The sequence below is a fragment of the Rhizobium sp. Leaf341 genome, assembly GCF_001424325.1.
Classification (GTDB): Bacteria; Pseudomonadota; Alphaproteobacteria; order Rhizobiales; family Rhizobiaceae; genus Ferranicluibacter.
Genome location: NZ_LMPE01000016.1, coordinates 92,427 through 112,933 on the forward strand (window position 1 = coordinate 92,427; position 20,507 = coordinate 112,933).

Below are 20,507 nucleotides of genomic sequence, written 5' to 3' on the forward strand. Positions count from 1 at the left end.
GGTTATTTCTTGATCTCAAAGGCAGCATCCAGGGGTGACCCCTTGGTTTGCTGGATGCCAGCACCGAGCGTCTCAGCGAGACCTTCAGTGTCGGATAGTGTGGTGGGCCTCTTGATGGGCGAACCGTAGCGGCTCCCCTCGAAGACCTCGGGATCAACGACGATCTCGTCGGACAACTGGTCCTTCGCTTGCTTCTTGAAGTAGCCGAAGACCGCGTTCCAGACCTTTGCCCGAGCGTCGGGGGTAAGCCCCTGGTAGCTCCGGGTTTCCACGAGGCGTGTGACCGCGTCCTGGAAGTTCTCGCCCTTCTTGATGAGCACCTTGCCGATATCGACACGGTCTCCCTGGCTGGCCGTGGGAACTTCCTTGTTCGAGGACAATCGGCCCTGGTATAGGTAGGCGCGGTAGGCGTCCCACCCGTTCTTCCCCGTGGTGGTCTTGAGGGTAACCAGGGAGGGCATCTTGCCGCTGCTGAAGGCGTTCCCTGTGTCCACCCCGAGGGCCTTCCAGAATGCCTTGTCGAACACGGCATCGGGCTTGGGCGGCACGAGTGCCAGGCCATCGGTCTTGTTGAGGAAGATGAACTCCTTGCGGACGCCGCTCTCGTTGTCGATGTTCTTCATGTTGAGCGGGTCTAGGCCACGGCCAACGCCGAAGGTGATCGGCTCGCCCAGGAAGTCGAGGCGCTTGAAGCCCACCGGGAAACCGGCTGCTGCTGCATAGTTGGTGAAGAAGTCGAACCCCTCGTACTGGTCGAGGTTGGTGGACTTCGCCGCCATCTTGACCGTCCCAGGAGTGAACTGTTGGAGGTACTTCTGGCCGTACTTCACGAGCGCGTCGGGTTTCCCCTCGGAGATCGCTTCGTCGAACGCGGAGGACAGATCGAAGACACCCTGCATCGCGGCGCTGTCCTGAAAGAGGGTCAGCGTCGTGTAGGCCAAGGCTGGCGCAAAGTTGACCAGGGCATCGGCGGGGCCGTTGTCCGAGGCAAAGTTGCCGTCCTTCATCTGAAGCTCGTTCTCGATCTCCATGTCTCGCATCATCCCGGCCAGCATGAGCGGAGCGGAGAAGGGCATGAGACGGTTGAGGTCGGTCGAGACACCGTTGATGATGATCGAGTTCGGCGGGTACTCCTCGAAGGCTCGCTTCTTGGCATCCCACCGCTTCAGCCCTGAGGCCCCTGTGATCTCGACGTTATCGTGGAGGGCAACTGCGCCGAGGGCCGTAGCCGTCAGGGCCATGCCCATCCGGTGTCTACCGATCGCTCGGGCCTGAGCCGCTGCGCCGTTGTTTCCGCTGAAGTCGTCGAGGGCCTTGATGACCTTGAGGCTATCCTGGAGCCATCCGCCCTGTTTCCCCTTGGCCATCACGCGGAGCGCGGCAGGGAGACCCGGAGGGACGATGTACTGGAGGCTGTCGGAGCCGATGTTGACGATGGTTCGGAAGAACGGGACACCGGCACGGGCCAGGAGTCCCACGGCGTCGTCGCGGTTGCGGACGTTGTCCACGGCCTGAGCAAGTCGGCCCGTGACGTAGCGCGTGTCGAACGCCTGTTGCCAGGAGGTCCGAGAGACATCGTTACGATACATGGCGTTCGTCAGGGCACCCGAGGCATCGAACTGATCCTGAGCGTACTGACGGGCGATGCGCTTGGCTTCTACCCTTCCCTGCCCCGACTTGAGGGCCAGCTCCAGACCGTCCGCGTAGGCAAGGCCGAAGGCGCGGGTGGACTTCCAGAACTCGGAGGACGCCAGCGAGAGGTCGGTGGCGAACTTGAAGAGACGCACCATGAGGCGCGGCATTCCCGAGAGGTTCTCGTAGTCGAGGACCGAGGAGTGTGCGCCATCCATGAGATCGAAGTCGTCGAGGACACCCTTGCCCGACAGGAAGGCCTTCTTGGCGATTGCCGTCGAGGTCTTCAGGGCGGCGGCGTATCCGGCGTACTCCGTCCCCGCTCGCTTGAAGTTGCCCTTGGCGAGGCCGTGTTCGAGGAACGGCAGGAGGACGTTGTTGAGCGTATCGGACGCGACGTTGAGGCCGGTCGTCGAGAGCTGCCCCAGGAGAGCCGTGGACTGGATGTCCTTGACCATGCGGACGAAGGACGCCATCGCGCCCATGCGCTGTTCCGGCGACATCTTGGACGTGGCGTTCTGGCCGAGGTTGGCGAGGACGCCCTGGCGCTCGATGTCGAACTTAGCGAACATATCGTCCAGCTCGGGGAGAACCTTCGCGGCGTCGATGCCCAGGCTGTCCCACTTGAGGGCCTGAGCGGAGACGAACTCCACCTTGTCGGAGAAGAGGTCGAAGCCGGTGTCTTTCACCGTTTCCTTGACCCACTGCTCGGCGGCGAGGACTTCCTCGAAGCCACCGGCCGGGATCACGCCCTTGCGGGTGAGGAGCTGGTAGGAGGCCGAGGAGCCATAGAGGCGGTAGACCTCGCCAATGTCGGCAACGGTGTCCTGGTAGGCTGACATCGTCTCACGGAAGGCGGCTTTGGTCTGCAACGAGGGGTCTTCGCGGAGGAGACGCACGGTCTCGTCGAAGCTGTCGTTGAGTTTCTCCAGGGTGACCTTGAGGACCGAGTTCTGGAAGGTGTTGACGTAGGCCGCTTCGACCGCGTCATTCGCCTTCACGCCCTTGGTGAGGACCTGCACGAGACCGGCCGCGTCCCCCTGAGCCAACCTGTCCATGACATTGTCGGCATACGAGGTGAGGTCAGCCTTGCGGCTGTTATGGAACAAGTCCAGGCCAGGATTGGTATCGGCGCTGCGGTCGGAGAGCTTCTTGAAGGCACCCCAGACGCTCTCGTGGAACACCTTGCGTTCTGCGGGGTCCTTCACGGCGGGGGCAATGCTCTGGCCGACCTTCTCGCGCATCTCGACCTGGGAGAGGAGACGCTTGCGAGCGGCGGTCTGGGAGATGACCTTGGCCTCGGTATAGGGCGTGGCCGTGTCAGCGATAGCCGCTTCGGCCTCCTTGGCGAGCACCTTGATCTCTTCCGGGGTTGCCCCTCGGGACAACGCACGGATCGCCTTGCCGACGACATGGGTAGCCCCCATGAAGACGGCGTCGGTAAGGATGTTGGTGACGAGTGCCTTGGAGGTGGCGGTCAGCTCATCGTCCTCAGGCTTGACCACGAGGATGTCAGGGGTGACCCCAGGGGCAACCTCTTCCAGGGTGTTCGCAAGGTTCTGTTCGTCCTCGAAGGTAAGCGTGGCAACGCCAGCACCGGCCAGGAGACCGGCCCACCCACCAGTGCCAACCGTGGCACCGACAACGGGGAGAGCCTGACCGACACCCTCAGCAAGGGACTCACCCACGCTCTTTTCGGTTTCGAACTTAGGGTCGAGGCTTTCACCGTAGGCGGCGATGTCCTTCCCGGTGTCCCCGAGGTACTCTTCGGGCACGAGGTTCTCAGCGGCGACGGCGGTAGCCTTGATGGCACCCTGCCCCACATCGACGGCGGTTCCGGCGATTGTCCCCCAGAACCCCGAGGAGCCTGGGTTGTCGAAGATCGCCTGGACCTCCTCCTCGGTTTTACCGGTGATCTTGGAGAAGTCGGCAACTGCATTGGGGTACTTCTGCGGGTTAGCGCGGACGCGCTCCATGAGTTCAGCGGACGGGAGAAAGGTCCCATCCTTCTGCGGTTCCCAAGACGGCATTGATATTCCTTATTCGTACTGAGCCATGCGCTTCTGCTGGTCGGACTGACCGGAGGCAGACAGGAGGCCGTGGATTTTTTGGGCCTCCTCCATGATGGCTGTCACCGAGGGGCGTCGGCCTTCGTTCTGTTCGCGGAGGTCTTCAGCAACGGTCGCTAGACCCTGCTTGAACTGCTTGCGCACGGAGGCTGGTAGGCTCTGTTCGAGCGAGGAGACGAAGGCGTCCACGCCGGGGAGGTCGAGGACATCCTTGGCGTTCTGGACGACGTTGTATTGCTTCATGACCTTGGCGTAGGTAGCCTTGTCGATCTTGCCTTCCGAGTAGGCCCTCATGGTGTTGACGGGCGTCTCGGGGTCCTCATAGGAGACCCCTGAGGTAAACTCGGCGTTGCCCTCGGCGTACTCGCTGGCGGGGGCCGGGTTGGCACTGAGGGCAAGGAGCTTCTGGTAAACGTCGGGGTTTGCCTGACGGATTTCCTGGAGGGCCGACTGGTCACCGCTCTGGACGTACTTGTCCGCAGCGGCCACGAGGCGAGCTTCCTGTTCCTTCTCGGCAATCTTGGACTTCGTCGAGTTCTCCTCGCGGAGACGGTCACGGGTCTCATGGACACGGTCGCGCTCGGCTCGGGAGAGCTTGGCGTTGGCCATCACGTCCTCAAGGTCATCACGCTCGGCCAACGTGGGGTCGGCTTCGAGCATCTTGATCATGGCGTTAGCGGCGGCGTTGCGGACTTCCGTCTGCGGGAGACCAAACTCGGACTCAGCGTTCTCCACCTCAGCGCCGATAGCGGACGGGCTGTCGCCCCCGATGATCAGCTTGCCGTCCTCGGTCTTCTTGACGACGGTCGCAGGGTCCCGCATGTACGCGGCCTTGAACTGCTGAAGGGCGGCGATGGTGCGGCGAGCGGAGAGGCTGGCCTTGTTGAGACCGTCTCCGTCGTACATCCCCTTGCCGCTCGTGGTCTTGAGACCGGCGAACTCGGCCGCGAGGTGCTTGTCCACCATATCCTCGTCGGAAATCTTGCCATCGAGATAATCGGCCATCTTGCGGGTGTCGAAGAGGCGGAACATGATGAGCTTGTCCTGCACGGCCGGGGTGAACTTGGTGTCCAAGTCGATGCCCGAGGCACGGACGGTGTCCTTCAGGGTGCTCTCGATGATCTGATACTTGCCGACTGCGGAGCTTTTCCCGCCAAGGCGCTTCCACTCACCGCTCGACTGCCACTTCAGGACATCTCCGATAGACATATCGGTGAAGCGGATGGACTGGTTGCTGCCGTTTCCGTGAAAGGCGTTGTAGTTGTTGCCGCTCTCGGCCCCCATGATCTCGGTCATGAACTGCCCGAACGCGGAGGTCTCCTTGTTGGTGGCCATGTCGATCTCGACCTTGGCCCCGATCCGGCTCTCCATCGCCATCTTGTTCTTGGCGGTGATGAAGGTGTCGAGGTTACCGGCGTGAGCCTTGCCCATGTCCTCGTAGGAGGAGGACACGCGGGTAAGGAAGCCGTGGTAGTAGGAGGGGTCCACGTCCTTGAGGGTCGTATCGAACATCTCTTTCTGCTTGCTCTGGACAAACGCCTGGAAAGCCTTGGGGTCATCGTTGTCGGCCAGCCCGGAGGCTGCGTACTCATCGCGGAGCTTGCCAGCCCACAGGTCGGCATCGCGTCGGCCACGGTTGACCTCGTAGCTGTCCATGGAGGCATCGGGGTCTTTCATGACGCCGAACATCGTCTGCCCACCGGCCAGCTTCAGGCGGTCCTTCTCGGCCCCGACTGTCGCCAGGGCGGCGAGCTGGTCCTGTTCCATCTGGGACTTAGGCTTCTCGTCGAGCTGCTTCTGCTTCTGGAGCGCATCCACGGATACCCCGAGGAGCTTCCCGAGGGCCGCTCCGGGCGTGTCCCGAGCATCGTGCATGAAGTATGCCGTGTTCGGGTTCGGGATGTTGGACGTTTCCTTGTAGACAGGAACCGTGGACTGTTGCGGTGCGGCCATTATTTGAAGGCTCCGTAGTTCTGGAGGCCCGATGTCGCGATATTGGTGATCTGCGTGAACGGGTTGGGTGTCTGGGTGTCGATACGGTTCTGAGCGCCGATCTGGGTGTTCTTTCCGGCCATCGCGTAGTTCGCGTTAGCGGCTTGCTGGCGATCCTTGGCGTTTGCGATAGAGAGAGCGCCCTGGCGCTTCTGTTCCGCCACCTGGAGGGCAGCGGTAGACCCGCCCATGCCCTCGCCCTTGGCGCGGACTGCGGAGACACCACGGTCAGCTTCGAGCTGCGCCTGATAGCCCTCCTTGAGGGCACCGTCGCTTTCCACGAGGCGCTCGCGCTCTTGGGCGGCGTACTCCAGGTTGGCTTGTTGCTTGATGATGCCAGCGTTCTTACTGGCGGCTTGGCTATCACCCATTGCCCCGGCGATACCGGAGGCGATGCCTAAACCTAGGCCGAGGTCACACATGGATTTCTCCGAATAACGAAGGGACTGAAGGGCTCACCGAAGGGTCCCATGGGGACCTCAGGGAGGACAGTCGCGCCACACGAGCGAAGCCACCGATGGTGGAGCGTGTTCGCGGTGTGGGAGTAGTTGAACAAGGTCTGGAGGCTTGGGGTCTCGTCGAACCATCGCTGGATGATGGCCCGACTCTCGCGGACGAAGGCGAGACGGAACTTGGTCACAAGGGGGGTAGCGCAGCACCAAATGAGGCCGCTGGTAGGGTTGAGGCGGTGGAGGCCCCATAGGACCATGGGGACACCGTCCCCTTCACACACCGCAACCTCATGAGAATTGACGGCCGACTGGTTTAGAGCGTCGAGGAACCCGGCGTTGCCATAGGTTGCCACGAGTTCGCGAGCGTCGGCTGCTCGCAGGTGGGCGGCGAGGTACGGGAGGTCGCCCTCCCGAACCCCCCGTATCTCATAGTTCATTATGTGGTTCTCTTCTTACGGGCGCGGTATGCCCCGTCCCATTCGAGGGAGGAGAAGCGGACGCGCCAAGGGGTATAGGCTTCGACTTCGATGTCGGTCTTCTCCCCCTCCCCGAACGCCGCAGCGCGGAACTTGTCGGAGTTGAGGTGGAACCCGCCGATTGTGCTTGTGCTGTCGCCCAGGACAAAGTTGGCGTAGCGAGCCGTGAAGGTCTCGCGGCCCTCCGGCGTGACACGGATGTCGAAGGGGCCGGAGTGATTGAAGAAGATCGAAATGTAGCGGAGCTGGAGCCGACCGTCCTGGATCGCCACTTGGTTTTGATCGCGCATGTAGATCGGACTGAGCTTCCAGTAGAAGCGGAACCGGAGGCCAATGACGAGCTGCGTGTTCCTCAGGTCCCCCGCGAAGGTGACCGAGTTACCCACTGTGGAAACCGCTGCACGGCTCTGTCCCTCGCCGGTCGTTCCAGGAACCACGACGGCCCGGATGTCCTGCACGGAACCCGAGGGGATCGCATAGGGAAGCACGAAGGTCGTCTGGTTGTTGGCGAATGTCACCGGGAGGTTTCCCGAGGTGACCGCCATGTCCAGGAGGATGCTGTTGCTGTCCAGTACTGCATCGACGCCGCTCTCGAAGGAGATCGACACGATATAGGTGTTGGCACCAAAGCCTACCGTCAGGAGGAGCCGGTCATCGAGGAACCCGCCGCCGTGGATGGCGAATGGGAACTCCCACTTCTGCCAGGACGACAGAACCTTCCCGTCGCTGTTGAAGTAGTAGTTGTAGAGCCAAGCATGGGTACGGTCGCCGCGCGTCAACGCGACAAGCACGTCATCCGAGGCAGACGCCGAGAGGCTGTAGACGCCACTCGGGATGTACTCGGGGACCTGATCGGTTACCGAGAGGGCCACCTGCCGTCCAAAGACGCGCTCCACTTGGTACTCCCTGAGGAGAGCGTAGCCGCGTGTCTCGAAGTCATCGACGAACACGAAGTTCGGGCCGACTGAAGCCGGAACAACGTCAGGAGACATATTGTAGGCGTTGACCTTCTTGATGGTCACGGTGTTCGGAGACAGGATGTCGTCATTCGAGCCATCGACCACGAACTGGTCAAACTTGCTCGACAGGAGCAACTTGCCGTCGAACTCTTCTCCCGTGTGAAGCGCGGCTCCTCGGCTGTTGGGCGAGGCCACGTCAATCGGATCGTCATCGAGGAGCTGAGTGCAGGTCGTGCGGTAGAAGTTCTCGTAGTTGCCGATCTCGGACGCGATGAAGTTCTCATCGGACAGGATGACCATGCGGCCCCTGTAGAGGAACATGCGGTTGATTGTGCGGCCTACGAAGGTCGGACTGGGGTTACTGTCGGTATCCCCGACGAGACGGCCGGGCCAGTCGTGGGGCTTCAGCGTCCAAGTTCCGTTACCGTTGTCCACCAGGACGTGCGGCATCGAGGCCGGGTCAGGCTTTTCGTAGCAGTTCCATCCGAAGGTTTCGGCCCAGATGCCCTTCTTGTACCAGACCCAGTAGTCGTCAGCCCTCTCATCTTCCGCTTGCGCGATCTTAACGAGACGGCCTTGTCGGTCTACGTTGGGGAGCTTGGTGAACTCGGCCACGCTATCGTTGAAGGAGAACATGGCGGTGTTGGCTAGGTCGTCCTGGGAGGTCACCCAGTCTGCCTCGGTGGGCAACTGGAAGGAGATTACGTTCTCTCCCTTGATGTCCCCAGACATCCCGTTCGAAGTCGCCACAGTCAGGAGAGACTGAGCGATCTCCCCGGTCTTCTTGGTGTCGGCCACGACGAGCGCCTTGCGGACATCAGACTGGTAGATGGCATAGTTCGCCTCGTATCCCACTCGCTGACGGACCCACACGGTGGCCAGGAGGTTCGGGTTGAGGCGTCTCACGCCGCCGTCCAGGATGCCGCTGCGCTCCAGGGCGGTCTCCTGGGATTTCATGACAGTGCACGTTCGGAAGCGGTTGTAGACGAAGGTCGTGTCGCCCACTGTCACGAAGCGGATGCTGCGTTCGGGATCGACTGTCGCGATGTATGCGGCGGCAGTGCCGGTCATCGTCACGGCCTTGGCCACGCCCGTCGTGAGATCGGTGACAAAGAGTGCGCCGTTCTTGATGGTGATCTGAAAGTTGCCCGAGGGCTTCTGAATGATGTGGGTGGCGAGTGTCTCAGCACCGACCGGAGCGGCCGTCACCTTAGCGACGAACTTCGCGTTGGGTCGGGTGGATAGACCGGAGGCCACGTCGCACCACGAGTTCACGAGTGCTTCAGCGGCGTTTGGTGGTCGGATTTCGGGCGGCTGCTGCGAGACGCCACCGATAAGGTTGGCGATAGCGCCGGAAACTGCGGTCATTTACTGCCCCAGGACGAAGACGCCTCCCGAGAGTCCCTGAGAGACACCCGAAGAGTTTCGAAGCGACAGCCGCTCGTTGGAGAGCTGTTCGGAATGGAGTTCTGCGAGAGCACGGGTCTCGTCAGCGTTGTCCTCTTGGGCGCTCATCTGGTCGCCCACGGAGCGGATTTGAGCCACTCGGGCGGCGCGGATCGCGATGTAGGAGCGAGCGGAGGCCGGGAGGTCGTCGAAGTCGAGGCCGAGGATCAGGCGCACATGGACGGGGCCGATAAAGACGGGACCGTTGTTGTAGGCCTCAAGGCGGTAGAGGTGCTCACCGCGAATGGTGACCTTCAGGGCGCGATCCGGGCCAGCGGATTTGACATCCAAGGTGTTCTTCGGGAGCGCAATGAGCCCAGAGGTATCCGGTGGGAACCGGTGAAATTCGGTGTTGAAGTACCAGCCGCGCTTCTGCACCTCCAAGGAGATTTCCCGGAGTGTGCCGAGGGCCTCAGAGGCATCCAGCGGTGGATTTAGGAGGGAGTTCACACGGGCTTCGCCCATGTTTCGGAGGATGAGGTTGACCGCCTCCAGCTCGGTATAGGGCAGAACTGCCACGGGAAACCTCCCATTTGGAAAAAATAGGGAGACCCCGTTAAGGGCCTCCCTAGAGGTGCGGCTGATTAGACCTTTGCGGAGACGAGGCGGATGCACTCGGGGCGCAGAACGCCGTGGCCGCAAGCCATGCGGGACACCATGAGGGTGCCCTGGCGACCAACCTGATATTCCTTCTCGGTCGCGAGGTTCATCAGCTTGACAGTGCCGAGGGCCTGTTTCTGCATGATGAGGACGAGCGACTTAGTGCCATCGACCGTGTAGTCGGTGACATCAGCACCGGCTCGCTTGCCCGTGAGGGTGGCCGTGCCGAAGTTGAGGGCGAGGTTGTTCGTCGGGACGATCTCGATACCAGCGGCGCGGTAGATGCCGCCCTTGGCCTTCGAGCCGTTGCCTTCGTTGCCGAAGTCGCGGTCGAGGAACGAGCCGTCCTGCACGAGGTCCCAGTAGAGGGACGGCGTGACGTAGGCCACACGTTCCGTATCCGGGATGTTCGTCGCATCGAAGTAGGCTGCGCTGTCGTAGATCGCATCGACGACGGCCGAGATGGACGGCGTTGCGCCGATTTTAACCTCGGTGGCCGAGCCCATCTCAGCGACAGCACCCGTGGTGCCACCGACAGCCGCCTTGGTGGCGATTGCGAAGAGGTGCTGGTCGTAGGCCTGAGCAAGGCTGTCGCCCATCTGGAAGGCGTATTCCGAGCGGACCTCGTAGTGGGCCATGGCTTCTTCATAGTTCGACACGAAGGTCGAGCTGATCAGCATGTCATCAATCGTGATGACCTTTTCGCCGTGGTTGATGTCCTGGCCCAGGATGAGGTTGCCCGGCTGGTGGTATTCAGCCGCCGCCTTGCCGATAGCCGGGAACTGCGCAGAGCGACCCGAGGTGATCGTGCGTTCGCGGTGGCGACCCTTGAGGACCGTCCGCTTGTTGAATACCTTCATGGTCTCGCCGGAGAAGACCTTGAGGAAGAGGTTGTCGGAGATCGACGGACCTGCCGGATTTGCGGCGGTCGTGGTAGTAGACTGAGGCATTAAAGTTCTCTGAAGTAATCAGGTGCGCGGCCGAGGCGGCGCGGTGTGATTTGGCTTCGGAAAACTCGTGTTCATTCAGCGGTTATCCCCGAGGGGGCCGGAAACTACTGGCAAGTATTCTCTGTGCTAAATCAAAAGGGAGATCGCCCTCCTAAAGAGGAGCGGCTTCAGATCGTGATCTTCCTGACTGATACTTTGAGACAGCCTCGTGCCTCACCCTAGCGTGGGTGAGACAGGCTTTCGTAGAAGGCAATGAGGCGGCGACCGCATTCGGTCTTTTCCATCTCGGACTTCTTGAGGGCGGCGATGAGAGACATCACCTGACCCTTGGACAGTGGACCGGCCTTGGGGGCTGGAACCTGCGTATCGAAACAAACCCGGAGGTCTGCGGGTAACTGGGGGTAAACCGGGAGTTTACTTCCAGAGGTCGCGCAACTGGTCAGTGTCAGCGCCGTCAAGACACTGATTGCCAGAAGTCGGATTGATGCGAACGTAGTCATTCAGGCCCTCGACTTTCGAGTTGAGCGCCCGGAGGCGATTGTAGGCGGCGTCCGCACGTTCGGCGTCGGCCACGTAAGCGGCCTTCTCGGTTTCCCTGAGGGCCTTCTCGACGCGGAGGTCTTCGACCGCTTGCGCGGACTTGGTGTCGGAGACACCCTTGGCGTAGATCGCCCAGACCGTCAGGATCACCGCCAGGACGGCGACGATCTTCGGCCAGTGTCTAAGAATCAGGACCAGCATGGTCGGGCTCCTGTGTGACTTGGGCCATCAGGCCCCGCAGGTGCGCCCGGTAGTCGAGGTGTCCGACGCCCACATAGGAGCCGTAGGACAACGCGATGACACCGACGAGGGAGGCGACGACGGTCGCGCCCTGCTGCGAGTAGATGGCGTAGAAGATGCCGCCCCAGGCCAACGCGGAGTTGATCGCGAGGTGCACCTTGGAGGTGCGGCGCTTGGACGACTTGCGGGTCACTGCTTGCGACCGCCCTTGAAGCCCGGAATGTTGCCCAGGGGGTCCTTGCGGACATCGAACGACGGGCAAGCCTTGTTGGCGAACTCGTTGTGCCCGGCGATCCGGGTGATGCCTGGGAAGTCCTTGACGAGCTTGCGGGTGAGCGCGAGCATTGCCGACTTCTGCTTCTCGGTGCGGGTGTCTTCGGCCTTGTTGACGTTGTCGGCATCGACACCGCCCACGTAGGAGCAACCGATAGAGCCGTTGTTGTAGCCCTGGACGTGAGCGCCGATCTGGTCGAGCGGACGCCCGGCCTCGACGCGGCCGTCGATGTGGATGAGGAAGTGGTAGCCGATATCGGAGAAGCCGCGAGCCTTATGCCACTTGCGGACATCGGCCACGGAATAGTCTTTGCCGTCCGGCGTTGCGGTGCAATGCCAGACCAGGAGATTTACGGGACGCATGAGGCGACCTCCGGGTGGAGGAGCATCACTTTCGCTTGGGCTGCTTGGAGCGGTTGGCCTTGCGGGACATGATGGAAAGGTTCGAGAACGAGTTGTTCTGCGGGTTCATGTTTTTGTGGTCGATCTCTTTGCCCTTCACGGCCGCTGCGCCGTGTTTCTTGATCATCTTCCGACGAGCGCGTTTGCGCATTACATTGTCGGCTCGACGGTCAGGGCGGCGAGAGGCCGCGTATTCTTTGTCGTAGTCTCTCGCCACTGGAGGTCCTTACATGATCTTGGAGCGGGACAGCTTCGCCATCACCGAGGCCCGGAAGCTCTCGTTGGTGTCGTAGCGGGGGTCGTTGAGGTCTTCCATGTAGTCGTCGAGCGACTGGTAGGTGTTGACCGGGGCGGCACCCTTGGTGCTCACGGGGGACTCGGGCTCGTAGGACAGGTCCTCCATGAGGGAGGCCTCCCAGTCGGCCTTGAGGCCCTTGATGGCGAGCATCGCCTGTCGCGGGTTGTTCGAATTGACGGCGCTGTCGAAGGCCGCTTGGTCTTCGTCGGAGAGGTTCTGGATGGCCCAGTCGATCATCTCGCCGTAGCTATCGGCACCACCCACGAGTTCGAAGGCCTGGGACTGGACGGCGTTCGCCCGGTTCGTCAGACCCTCGATGTAGATGTCCACCATCTCTTTCGGGTAACCGGCGTCGGCCAGCTTGGTATAGGTCTCGGCCGTCAGGGAACCATTGTCAGCCCATTCCTGGGACACAGTGTTGAGGTCGAGACCGGCCTTGGTCGTCGCGGCCTCGGCGGCTGCGCGTTCTTCGGCGGTCGGCTCATTGCCCTTGGGGGCAGCGGTGTCGTCGGCCGTACCGCCCTGCTTGGCTTCAAGCTCGGACACGTAGGCGACGTACTCTTCGACGGTCTTGTATTTGGCTGGCAACCACGAGGGGCGCTCGTCATCGGTTGAGGCCTCCTCGTGGTCGCCTTCTGCTCCCCCTTGAGCAACTGGGGTCGCGCCAGTGCTGGCACCGGTATCGTCGTCGGAGACCAGACCTTCGGCCTTCAGGGCTTCGTACTGTTCTTCGAGAGACGGGCCTGTAGCACCGTCAGCGGGAATTTCTGCGTTTGCATATGTCATGGATGGTTTGCTCTCGTTGGGGGATGGAGAAAGTAAGGCCCCCGATCCGAAGACCGGGGGAAGCGCCGTAAGGCGGGGGTTTTATTTCTTGACGGGCTTGTTAGCCCGGCGAGCGGCGGCGATGGACATCGCGGAGCCCTTGGCGGCGTACCAAACGCCCTCGGGCACGGGACCCTGGGGCGACTTGACGCGGCCCTTCTGGGGCGTCCGGTCCTTGGCGGGTTGTGCCGGGAGCTGCGAACGGCTCGGAGCGGGTTTGACCGGCTTGTTCGCCTGAGCGGCAGACGCACGGGCCATCGGGGAGTTTGCCTTGGCGATGCCTACGGCCTTGGCGGGACGCGGGTAGTCAGCGAGCTTGTCGGTACGGGCGGGGCCGGATGCGGCCTTGGTCGGCTTCGCCGTTGGCGTCGGGACCTTCTTGGACGAGGCGGTCTTGCCGCCCGGCTTCGCGCCCTTCGCGAGCTTCGTGTTGTAGCTTTTCCCGTTCCACGCGAAGCTAGACTTACCGGCCTTCCGTGCGGACGAGAAGGCAGAGGAGAATGATGCCATTACTCTGTTCCTTGGATTTGGTTCGCGATGCCCTCAGAGGCCACCTTGGCGACCTGAGGCGTTGCGCCCTTGACCATATCCATGAGCATCTGCTGGTTCGCTTGACCCTGCTGAAGACCCATCTGCTGCTGCTGTTCGGCTTGCTTGTCTTCGGGTGACTTGAGGAGACCGTCAGTGTCGATCGATAGGGACACGGCGGCTCGTTTGATGAGGTCGGGGAGATTGACCTCGCCCCACGCGGCGTCACCGATGGGGGCCAGAACGTCACGGATGAGCGTCTGGTACTTGTTGTAGTCGTGGCCACGTCCGAGCGCCTCGATACCCGTCACGATCTTCGGTCGAGCGACAGGTTTCCCATCGGGTCCCTTGAGACCGGACAGGCGCGGAATCTTACGCTCGCCTTCCATCCGATCAATGATGCGGATGACGAGCGGGAGCTGAAGTTCCTGAGCGAGGAGCGAGTAGATACCGCCGAGCACGTCGTCGATATCAGAGATCATGGTGCGCACTTCTTCGGCCGTGACGCGCTCTCCGTTTCGCTGGACGGACTTGTTCATCATGAAAGCGTAGGACAGGCGGGTGATGAGGTCCTGGAGGACACCCTGGGTGATCGCCATGTCGGCTTGCTTGTCGAACTGAAGCATGGTGACATCGTCGGCACGGCCGGAGATGACTTCGAGGTTCTCGGCGTCGGCAACGTCCTGTGCTCGCGTCAGTCCCGTGGGGTTGACCATCGGGTTGATCTTCGAGGAGGCCGCAGCGGCTTCCCGCAGCGACTTGGACAGCGCCTCAGCACCCGTCAGGTCCCCGATGTACTCATCGATATAAGCGCGGCCGTAGTCCTCGTCGTGGAGGTAGGTCCAGCGCAGGGCCATGATGGGCGACTTATCGAGCTTCCACGAGCCCTCCGACCGGGGCAGCTTCATGCCCTTGATCGACTGGTAGGTGTGGATGCGGTCTCCCTTGCGGTGGAACACGGTGTAAACGTCGTATTCCTTCTCAGCCACCTGCCCCGGCTTGTCGGAGGGGAGTTCTGAGGGCTTGGAGAGCATTGCCTGGATGTCGTCGGGCAAGGTCTCTTTGGCCACCGTCTCTTTAATGATGGCGCGGAGAAGATTGCCTTCGTAGTCGCGCTGGACAACGTAGCGGTCCAGGCGGAAAATTCGTAGGTTCCCCTTCTTGGGGAGGTATAGGAGGACGTTCCCGCACACCACAAGGTGTTTGAGGGCCTCCACAAGGGCGGCTCGGATGCTGAGACCTTCGATCTCATCCTGCACTGATCGCTCGACTTCGTTGAGCTTCTTCTCCACCTCGGCGCGGACGTTCTTGTCCTGCGCCAGTTCCTCGACAGCCTGATCGCTGACCGAGAACCGGAACATCGGAGAGTTCGCTGGCAGGAGGGTCATCAAGAGCTTGGCGGTCAGGGTGTTGACCCCGTGGGAACCGATGGATTGCCACGGCTTGTAGAGCGCGGAGGCCGAAGAGTGCCCCTCAGGGGGCATCAGGGATGGGATGGTGAGCTTGGCGTTTTCACGCGCTCGATACAGGAAGTCTTCGCGGTCACTCTCCAGACGAGAGTAGAGCGCAGCGTCAGCGTCCGTGACCGCCGTTTCGATAGCGGCGTCGGTCATGGGGACTTACTTGGAAAGCGAGATGCCTGACGGAGCGCCAGCGTTTAGGCCCTTGGTTCCAAGACCGCTTTCGTTGCGGTACTTCTTGGTGCCAATGGTGAGGGGGTTTGAGTCCTTGGTTGCGGCGGTCTTCTTTTCCGGGGCAACCTGCTTGAGCGTCTCGGCCGGAGCTGCGGGAGCTTCGACCTTCTGTTCCTTATTGAAGCACATCGAGTGGCTCCTCAGCGATCTAGGAGGGTCGCGAGGTAGTCGATGACCTCTTGTTTCCCTTGGTATTCTTTGACCTCCTCATAACTCTTCATCTCCTTGAATAATCTCAGAGGGTACTTGGTCTTTAGGTGGTCTAAGAGTTCTTGAGTTACTTGAGGTAACTTATTTTCTCTGTTCAAAACACTGGACATAGATTTATTTCGTAGTCTCTCTGTATGAAGCCCTAATTATTTTCTTCTTGACAAAACGAATAAGGGGCCTCCGAAGAGACCCCTTGTAGTGCTTCATCCTCGCAGACGACGTAGTCTCTCGATCTCGTCCTGCGCGAAGAAGATAATCTTGTTGAGATCATACTCCAAATCGTTGCCGTCCTTCTCGCCTAGGCGATAGCAAGCTTTGAAGATGTTCCCGATGGCGAAGTTCATGTTCTTCGCTTGGATGAGGTGTCTCAGCTCCGTGGCGTATGCCGGGAGCCGGTAGTAGTCGGTCGATCCGCCGTCCGACTTTATGAGCGCGGTGTCCAAAGGATAATGCTTCCATTCACGTAGTCTTCATCCCGAAGGATGCGAGCCATCCGGGCGTTGAGAAGGGCGTCCTCCTCAGCCAGACCGGCTTTCAGGTAGTGGGACAGGACGGTGTCCCACTGGTTGTCGGCGGGAACTTCGTCCCACCTGATCTCGACCTCGCCCTTGCGCTTGCCGCTCTTGAGTTCGTGCTGGTAGGCCACAGGCTTTACGCCAGCGCGGAGGATGCGCTCGGCTCCCGTCATGCCCACCCCAGGGCACCCCGAGTAACCATCGGTCACGTCGCCAGCGAGCGCCTGGACGTAGAAGAAATGATCGCACTCGGAGAGAGGCCGCTTGATGACCTCGTCGTCTACCAGATGTAGACCGGGGATTTGCTTCAGGTCCTTGTCGAGGGACCACAAGATGTAGTCCCCCGGATGCCGGGTCATCATGATGCCCATGGTGTCGTCGGCTTCCAGCTCGGGCAGTGTTAGGCTAGGAAAGGATTCCTCTACTCGCTTGCGGGTTTCCCAGTAGGCGAGCGGCTTGCGAGACCCGGCGCGGTGGGACTTGTAGTCGCCACCGGCCAGAACCTTGCGGAAGTTGACCTCGGGGTCCGAGAACGTCACGAGCACCTCGGAGGTGTCCGCAGCCGCCTGGAGTTCCCCCAGGGTTTCCATGAGGACGTTCCACGCGCTCTCGGCGTCCGAGAACAAGATGTGGTAGCGGTCGAGGAACCGGGTGTCCTTTTCAACGGCCACGGTGGACCGGTGGACGAGCATGTCGCCGTCAATCAGTAGGGTCTTCAACCGCGAGCCCTCTTCTCCCGGATCGCCTGGGTGAGTTCCCAGTGGATCGAGTCAGCCTTGCGGCTAAAGCGCACCCACGGACGGGGCAGTACCCCATCGATCCGCTTCAGGAGCCACTCAGCGGCCATGCTTGTGAGCGCGAGCACAATGTATGGCGAGAAGAGGATGAACGTTGGCACCACCGTCAGGTATGTCGCAATGCGGAACCCTGCCCACCGGTGGAGCATGTCCGCCAGTTCGGGGTGGTCCTTCAGCGTCTTGAGGTTCTTGCGATAGTGCGGTGTGAAAAACACATAGAGCCAGGGGATCATTCAACGATTTCCTTTCCAGCATAGAACATATCGAGGTCGTACTCGGTGGCCTCGGGGAGCGCCTTGCGGAGGTCCTGCTCGTCGCCGTCGATGGCCCAGTCTTCGACGAGCCGGGCCTGTTCGGGGGTGATGGGGTAGAAGTAGAAGCACAAGTCTGCGCCGTAGATGATGGCGTTGACTGTGCGGTCACCACGGGAGAGCCCGAGGTAGCCGGGGGTGACCCGGCGTTCTTTCATGAGTGCTGTCTTCGCCATTAGTGGCAGTCCTTCCAGTTCTTACCGATTTTGTATTCACCTGTGAGTGGCACACGGATGCCGAGTTTTTCCCCTGCGATAACAATGGCTTGTACGCAGAGATCACCGACTTGTTCGGCGTATTCAGCGACGACTTCCATCTGGAGTTCGTCGTGGACCCAGGCCACGATGCTGACGACGTTGTGGAGGTTGTTTGCGGTGAGGAGGTCGTAGAACTCCACGATCCACTGCTTGCAGACGATGGCCCCTGCCCCTTGGAGGAGCGTGTTGAGGGCCGAGTGCGCGGAGCGGACATGGAGGAGACGCCCGTCGAGACCCTTGAGGTGCCCACGGGTTTCGGCTGCTGCGCCGACGCCCTGGATGAGCTTGGCGAGTGCGGGAAGACGCTTCAGAAATTTCTTCTTGAGGAGGCCCCCGGCCTTACGGCCCTGCCCCACGATGTTGCCGATCTTCCCGTCACCAGCGCCGTAGAGGAAGGCGTAGATGAAGGTCTTCGCGGTGTTCCTGAGGCTGTCGTAGAAGTCCTTGACGAGGCTCGTGGACTGTTTGTCCTTCGGGAGCTTGCGGAGCCAGTCGTAGGCGTCCTTGACCTGATCCGTGATGGACTGGATCGGGTCCTTGCACTTGCGTCCCTGCTTGAACTGCTCGGCGTCGAGGCCGAAGAGAGCCGCCGCGTTCGTCGAGTGGACATCACCGTTGATGACTTCGTTCGCGTAGGCCCCGCCGTCGTGCTTGGCCATGAAGTGCCCGAGCATTCGCAGCTCCAGACCCGACACGTCGCACCCTAGCTGCACCCGGCCCTTCATCTTGGCCTCGAACAACTCCCGGCACTCAGCGCCGTAGAGGGCACCGACAGCCGGAACCTGTCCGACGTTGGGGTCACTATGGGTGGCCCGGCCGGTCACCGCCCCGTTCGGGTTGATAGACCCGTGGATGCGACCGTTCGGCTTCACCTTCTTGAGCCAGGCATTGTCCCCCTCGGCCAACTGCCCGATGCGCTTCTGGAGCGTCATGTAGTCGGTCAGCGCCTTGGCTTCGGGGTACTTGAGATCACTGAGGACATCTTCGTCCACTTTGGGCTTGCCACCGGGTGTGAAATCCGAGGGCTTCCAGCCGCGCACCGTCTGGAGACGGTCGGCTATGTGATCTCTGCTGTTGGGGTTGAAGACAGTGAGCTTGATCTTCTGGAACGGGTAGCCCTTAAAGGACCGGGTCTTCCGCTTTTTGAAGATCGGCTCGCCTTCCTCCGTGTAGTGAGAGACGTAGGTCTCCTCGACCACGGGGCCTTCGTCCCCCCAGTACCCAAGGGTCTTGTGGGGCTTCTTCGGCTCCTTGACGACGCCATCCTTGGTGAACCAAGGCGTGAAGAGGTCTCGGAGGGACTGGGAGAGTTCCTCGCGCTTTCCGGCGAGGTCCACATAGAGCTTCTCGGCCTTATCAACGTTGAAGCCGAAGCCGTTGCGCTCCATCTCGGCCATGATGAAGGCGATGCGGTGCTCCAGCTCAAGGCATTGAGCGGAGTAGTCCTTGCCGAGGACGAGCTGGTATAGGGCCGCGTTGACCTCTACGTCCTGCTCGCAATAGTCCTGCATCTCCTGGGACCATTCGGCCCAGGGATCGAGACCACGCTCCTCCATCATCTTCGCATAGTCGCCCTTCCAGTTGCCCAGGCGGTGGCCCCAGGCTTCGAGGCCGTGGCGACCGGCGAGCTTCGGTGGGAGGGTTGTCGTCCCGTTCCTGATCTTGCCCATGTCGGTATCGACGATGGCGGTCCAGATGACGCGGGAGGCGACCAGGGTGTCGAAGACCTTGGACTGGTCGTAGGTGAACCAGGGGTAAACCTTCTGGATCGCCGGGAGGTCGAACTTGATGATGTTGTGGCCGACGATGCAGTCGGCGGACATCAGAACCCGGAGCCCCGCCTCTGTTGTCGGATAACGCTCGGGGTCGCGATCTTGGGTGTTTGCTACGTCAGTGCATGACCATACGGTTCCGGTCTCTACGCACTTGATGACGAGCGAGTGGACACGGGTCATCGTTTCGAGAAACCCATCGGTCTCGATGTCAAATATCAAAGTTGTCAATGGGTTGCCCCGGTACGCTTAGGTAAGACTGCGGATCGCTTCGATCAGCTCGGCACGGCGCTTGAAGTCCAGGTGGATCGTCGCGGTGCGGGTCTTAAAAATGAGAAGGTCCCCCTTGCGGGAGACCTTGAGATCACTGGGTAGGTTCTCGTTCGTGTGGTCGTGCATTACTGCGCGGGAGCCACTGCCGGAGCCGTGGGCACCACAGGGGCGGCAGGGACAGCCGGGGTTTCCACCGGCTTCTCATCGTCACCAAACAACCAGTTGTAGGCACCCATGCCGATCATGGTGCCGAAGATGTTCGACATCATGCCGCCGCCAGAACTCTGCCGGATGTAGGTGTTGTTGTTCACCGTGGTCGAGCGGTAGGCCGGTCGAGGAGCCGAGTAGGAACGGCTGGTATAGGACCGGCTGGAGAACGAGCGGCTGCTGAAGCTGCTGCGAGCCTCGGCAATGCCAGCGGTCATCATGAGGGCCGCGAGAGACACGGCGAGGAACTTACGGATCATAGGGGGAGCTTTCGGTTTCAGCGGAGGAGAAGGTAGAGCCCGTCGCCGGGCGGCTGATAGGTGACGCAAGCGGTCAGCCCGGCGAGGATGCCGAGGAACATCAGGATAGGTCCGGCCATGCGAGGTCCTTGATCATGAGGGTGAGTGCGCCAACCATGACGCACCCGAGGAAAGCGGCGAGCCCTGTGAGGGCGACGGCAAAGAGGAACGAAGTCATGCGGCCTTGCGGACCTTGCCGTTGGCCTTGTCGCCAGCGAGGTAGTAGCGCGTGTATTCCTGCCCGGATGTCGGGTGGACTTTCTGCACCGGGAGCAACTTGATACCCATCTCGCGGATGTCCGAGAGGCGGCGGTGGAAGCTCTGGATGCCGTAGTCGAGGTAAGCCTCGCGCTGCGTGATGGAGCCGTTCTTCTTGATGTGGTTGAGGATTTTCTCGACCTGAGTCATTTTAGTACGTCCTTTCCAACCCGGAGCGCCTTCGAGCGTCCGAGCGAGTTGCATTGCTTCTTGGTATTGGGGGATCAGGAGA

General features: G+C 61.1%; 22 protein-coding genes. All 22 read right to left on the reverse strand.

The window, feature by feature from the left end; translation table 11 throughout:
- Positions 1 to 2 precede the first annotated feature (2 nt).
- The gene (locus tag ASG03_RS19895) at positions 3 to 3,662 is read right to left on the reverse strand and encodes a hypothetical protein (protein ID WP_062695464.1); all 3,660 of its coding nucleotides are present in this window, start codon (positions 3,660 to 3,662) and stop codon (positions 3 to 5) included.
- A gap of 9 nt (positions 3,663 to 3,671) precedes the next feature.
- Positions 3,672 to 5,654, reverse strand: a complete 1,983-nt coding sequence (locus ASG03_RS19900) for a hypothetical protein (protein WP_062695466.1) — start codon at positions 5,652 to 5,654, stop codon at positions 3,672 to 3,674.
- On the reverse strand, positions 5,654 to 6,115 hold the full coding sequence (locus tag ASG03_RS19905; protein WP_062695468.1) for a virion core protein, T7 gp14 family: 462 nt from the start codon (positions 6,113 to 6,115) through the stop codon (positions 5,654 to 5,656). The genes ASG03_RS19900 and ASG03_RS19905 overlap by 1 nt, the downstream gene beginning before the upstream one ends.
- A gap of 466 nt (positions 6,116 to 6,581) precedes the next feature.
- Positions 6,582 to 8,948 (reverse strand): phage nozzle protein, encoded by a 2,367-nt coding sequence (locus ASG03_RS19915; protein ID WP_062695472.1) that lies wholly within the window; start codon positions 8,946 to 8,948, stop codon positions 6,582 to 6,584.
- Positions 8,949 to 9,545 (reverse strand): hypothetical protein, encoded by a 597-nt coding sequence (locus tag ASG03_RS19920; protein WP_062695474.1) that lies wholly within the window; start codon positions 9,543 to 9,545, stop codon positions 8,949 to 8,951.
- Between the two features lie 65 nt (positions 9,546 to 9,610).
- Positions 9,611 to 10,576 carry a hypothetical protein gene (locus ASG03_RS19925; protein WP_062695476.1) on the reverse strand — a complete coding sequence of 322 codons (966 nt, stop codon included), beginning with the start codon at positions 10,574 to 10,576 and terminating at the stop codon, positions 9,611 to 9,613.
- Positions 10,577 to 10,990: 414 nt separating this feature from the next.
- Positions 10,991 to 11,317 (reverse strand): hypothetical protein, encoded by a 327-nt coding sequence (locus tag ASG03_RS19930; RefSeq protein WP_062695478.1) that lies wholly within the window; start codon positions 11,315 to 11,317, stop codon positions 10,991 to 10,993.
- A complete protein-coding gene (locus ASG03_RS19935; protein ID WP_062695481.1) occupies positions 11,298 to 11,549 on the reverse strand; it encodes a hypothetical protein in 252 nt (83 codons plus the stop codon). The genes ASG03_RS19930 and ASG03_RS19935 overlap by 20 nt, the downstream gene beginning before the upstream one ends.
- The gene (locus tag ASG03_RS19940; RefSeq protein ID WP_062695483.1) at positions 11,546 to 11,992 is read right to left on the reverse strand and encodes an N-acetylmuramoyl-L-alanine amidase; all 447 of its coding nucleotides are present in this window, start codon (positions 11,990 to 11,992) and stop codon (positions 11,546 to 11,548) included. Before ASG03_RS19940 ends, ASG03_RS19935 begins: the two co-directional genes overlap by 4 nt.
- 25 nt (positions 11,993 to 12,017) lie before the next feature.
- Complete coding sequence (locus tag ASG03_RS21615) at positions 12,018 to 12,248, reverse strand: HNH endonuclease (protein ID WP_156381890.1); 231 nt, start codon at positions 12,246 to 12,248, stop codon at positions 12,018 to 12,020.
- Between the two features lie 9 nt (positions 12,249 to 12,257).
- A complete protein-coding gene (locus tag ASG03_RS19945) occupies positions 12,258 to 13,115 on the reverse strand; it encodes a capsid assembly protein (protein ID WP_062695485.1) in 858 nt (285 codons plus the stop codon).
- Between the two features lie 81 nt (positions 13,116 to 13,196).
- Positions 13,197 to 13,664, reverse strand: coding sequence for a hypothetical protein (locus ASG03_RS19950; protein ID WP_062695487.1), 468 nt, complete (start codon positions 13,662 to 13,664; stop codon positions 13,197 to 13,199).
- Positions 13,664 to 15,295, reverse strand: coding sequence for a portal protein (locus ASG03_RS19955; RefSeq protein WP_062695489.1), 1,632 nt, complete (start codon positions 15,293 to 15,295; stop codon positions 13,664 to 13,666). The genes ASG03_RS19950 and ASG03_RS19955 overlap by 1 nt, the downstream gene beginning before the upstream one ends.
- A 6-nt stretch (positions 15,296 to 15,301) precedes the next feature.
- On the reverse strand, positions 15,302 to 15,505 hold the full coding sequence (locus ASG03_RS19960; RefSeq protein WP_062695492.1) for a hypothetical protein: 204 nt from the start codon (positions 15,503 to 15,505) through the stop codon (positions 15,302 to 15,304).
- A gap of 284 nt (positions 15,506 to 15,789) precedes the next feature.
- A complete protein-coding gene (locus tag ASG03_RS19970; protein ID WP_062695496.1) occupies positions 15,790 to 16,029 on the reverse strand; it encodes a hypothetical protein in 240 nt (79 codons plus the stop codon).
- The gene (locus tag ASG03_RS19975) at positions 16,011 to 16,820 is read right to left on the reverse strand and encodes a hypothetical protein (protein WP_062695498.1); all 810 of its coding nucleotides are present in this window, start codon (positions 16,818 to 16,820) and stop codon (positions 16,011 to 16,013) included. Before ASG03_RS19975 ends, ASG03_RS19970 begins: the two co-directional genes overlap by 19 nt.
- A complete protein-coding gene (locus ASG03_RS19980; protein ID WP_062695500.1) occupies positions 16,817 to 17,131 on the reverse strand; it encodes a hypothetical protein in 315 nt (104 codons plus the stop codon). The genes ASG03_RS19975 and ASG03_RS19980 overlap by 4 nt, the downstream gene beginning before the upstream one ends.
- A complete protein-coding gene (locus ASG03_RS19985) occupies positions 17,128 to 17,385 on the reverse strand; it encodes a hypothetical protein (RefSeq protein WP_062695502.1) in 258 nt (85 codons plus the stop codon). The genes ASG03_RS19980 and ASG03_RS19985 overlap by 4 nt, the downstream gene beginning before the upstream one ends.
- Complete coding sequence (locus ASG03_RS19990; RefSeq protein WP_200934722.1) at positions 17,385 to 19,469, reverse strand: DNA polymerase; 2,085 nt, start codon at positions 19,467 to 19,469, stop codon at positions 17,385 to 17,387. The genes ASG03_RS19985 and ASG03_RS19990 overlap by 1 nt, the downstream gene beginning before the upstream one ends.
- A gap of 18 nt (positions 19,470 to 19,487) precedes the next feature.
- Positions 19,488 to 19,637 carry a hypothetical protein gene (locus ASG03_RS21845; protein WP_156381891.1) on the reverse strand — a complete coding sequence of 50 codons (150 nt, stop codon included), beginning with the start codon at positions 19,635 to 19,637 and terminating at the stop codon, positions 19,488 to 19,490.
- Positions 19,637 to 19,978 carry a hypothetical protein gene (locus ASG03_RS19995; RefSeq protein ID WP_062695507.1) on the reverse strand — a complete coding sequence of 114 codons (342 nt, stop codon included), beginning with the start codon at positions 19,976 to 19,978 and terminating at the stop codon, positions 19,637 to 19,639. The genes ASG03_RS21845 and ASG03_RS19995 overlap by 1 nt, the downstream gene beginning before the upstream one ends.
- Positions 19,979 to 20,191: 213 nt before the next feature.
- Complete coding sequence (locus ASG03_RS21205) at positions 20,192 to 20,425, reverse strand: helix-turn-helix domain-containing protein (RefSeq protein ID WP_062695509.1); 234 nt, start codon at positions 20,423 to 20,425, stop codon at positions 20,192 to 20,194.
- Between the last annotated feature and the right edge of the window lie 82 nt (positions 20,426 to 20,507).

What these genes read in the sequence shown, in the direction of transcription:
- ASG03_RS19895 (WP_062695464.1), bottom strand. Translation starts at nt 3,662, where the DNA reads ATGCCGTCTTGGGAACCGCAGAAGGATGGGACCTTTCTCCCGTCCGCT.
- ASG03_RS19900 (WP_062695466.1), bottom strand. Translation starts at nt 5,654, where the DNA reads ATGGCCGCACCGCAACAGTCCACGGTTCCTGTCTACAAGGAAACGTCC.
- ASG03_RS19905 (WP_062695468.1), bottom strand. Translation starts at nt 6,115, where the DNA reads ATGTGTGACCTCGGCCTAGGTTTAGGCATCGCCTCCGGTATCGCCGGG.
- ASG03_RS19915 (WP_062695472.1), bottom strand. Translation starts at nt 8,948, where the DNA reads ATGACCGCAGTTTCCGGCGCTATCGCCAACCTTATCGGTGGCGTCTCG.
- ASG03_RS19925 (WP_062695476.1), bottom strand. Translation starts at nt 10,576, where the DNA reads ATGCCTCAGTCTACTACCACGACCGCCGCAAATCCGGCAGGTCCGTCG.
- ASG03_RS19930 (WP_062695478.1), bottom strand. Translation starts at nt 11,317, where the DNA reads ATGCTGGTCCTGATTCTTAGACACTGGCCGAAGATCGTCGCCGTCCTG.
- ASG03_RS19940 (WP_062695483.1), bottom strand. Translation starts at nt 11,992, where the DNA reads ATGCGTCCCGTAAATCTCCTGGTCTGGCATTGCACCGCAACGCCGGAC.
- ASG03_RS19945 (WP_062695485.1), bottom strand. Translation starts at nt 13,115, where the DNA reads ATGACATATGCAAACGCAGAAATTCCCGCTGACGGTGCTACAGGCCCG.
- ASG03_RS19950 (WP_062695487.1), bottom strand. Translation starts at nt 13,664, where the DNA reads ATGGCATCATTCTCCTCTGCCTTCTCGTCCGCACGGAAGGCCGGTAAG.
- ASG03_RS19955 (WP_062695489.1), bottom strand. Translation starts at nt 15,295, where the DNA reads ATGACCGACGCCGCTATCGAAACGGCGGTCACGGACGCTGACGCTGCG.
- ASG03_RS19960 (WP_062695492.1), bottom strand. Translation starts at nt 15,505, where the DNA reads ATGTGCTTCAATAAGGAACAGAAGGTCGAAGCTCCCGCAGCTCCGGCC.
- ASG03_RS19980 (WP_062695500.1), bottom strand. Translation starts at nt 17,131, where the DNA reads ATGATCCCCTGGCTCTATGTGTTTTTCACACCGCACTATCGCAAGAAC.
- ASG03_RS19985 (WP_062695502.1), bottom strand. Translation starts at nt 17,385, where the DNA reads ATGGCGAAGACAGCACTCATGAAAGAACGCCGGGTCACCCCCGGCTAC.
- ASG03_RS21845 (WP_156381891.1), bottom strand. Translation starts at nt 19,637, where the DNA reads ATGCACGACCACACGAACGAGAACCTACCCAGTGATCTCAAGGTCTCC.
- ASG03_RS19995 (WP_062695507.1), bottom strand. Translation starts at nt 19,978, where the DNA reads ATGATCCGTAAGTTCCTCGCCGTGTCTCTCGCGGCCCTCATGATGACC.
- ASG03_RS21205 (WP_062695509.1), bottom strand. Translation starts at nt 20,425, where the DNA reads ATGACTCAGGTCGAGAAAATCCTCAACCACATCAAGAAGAACGGCTCC.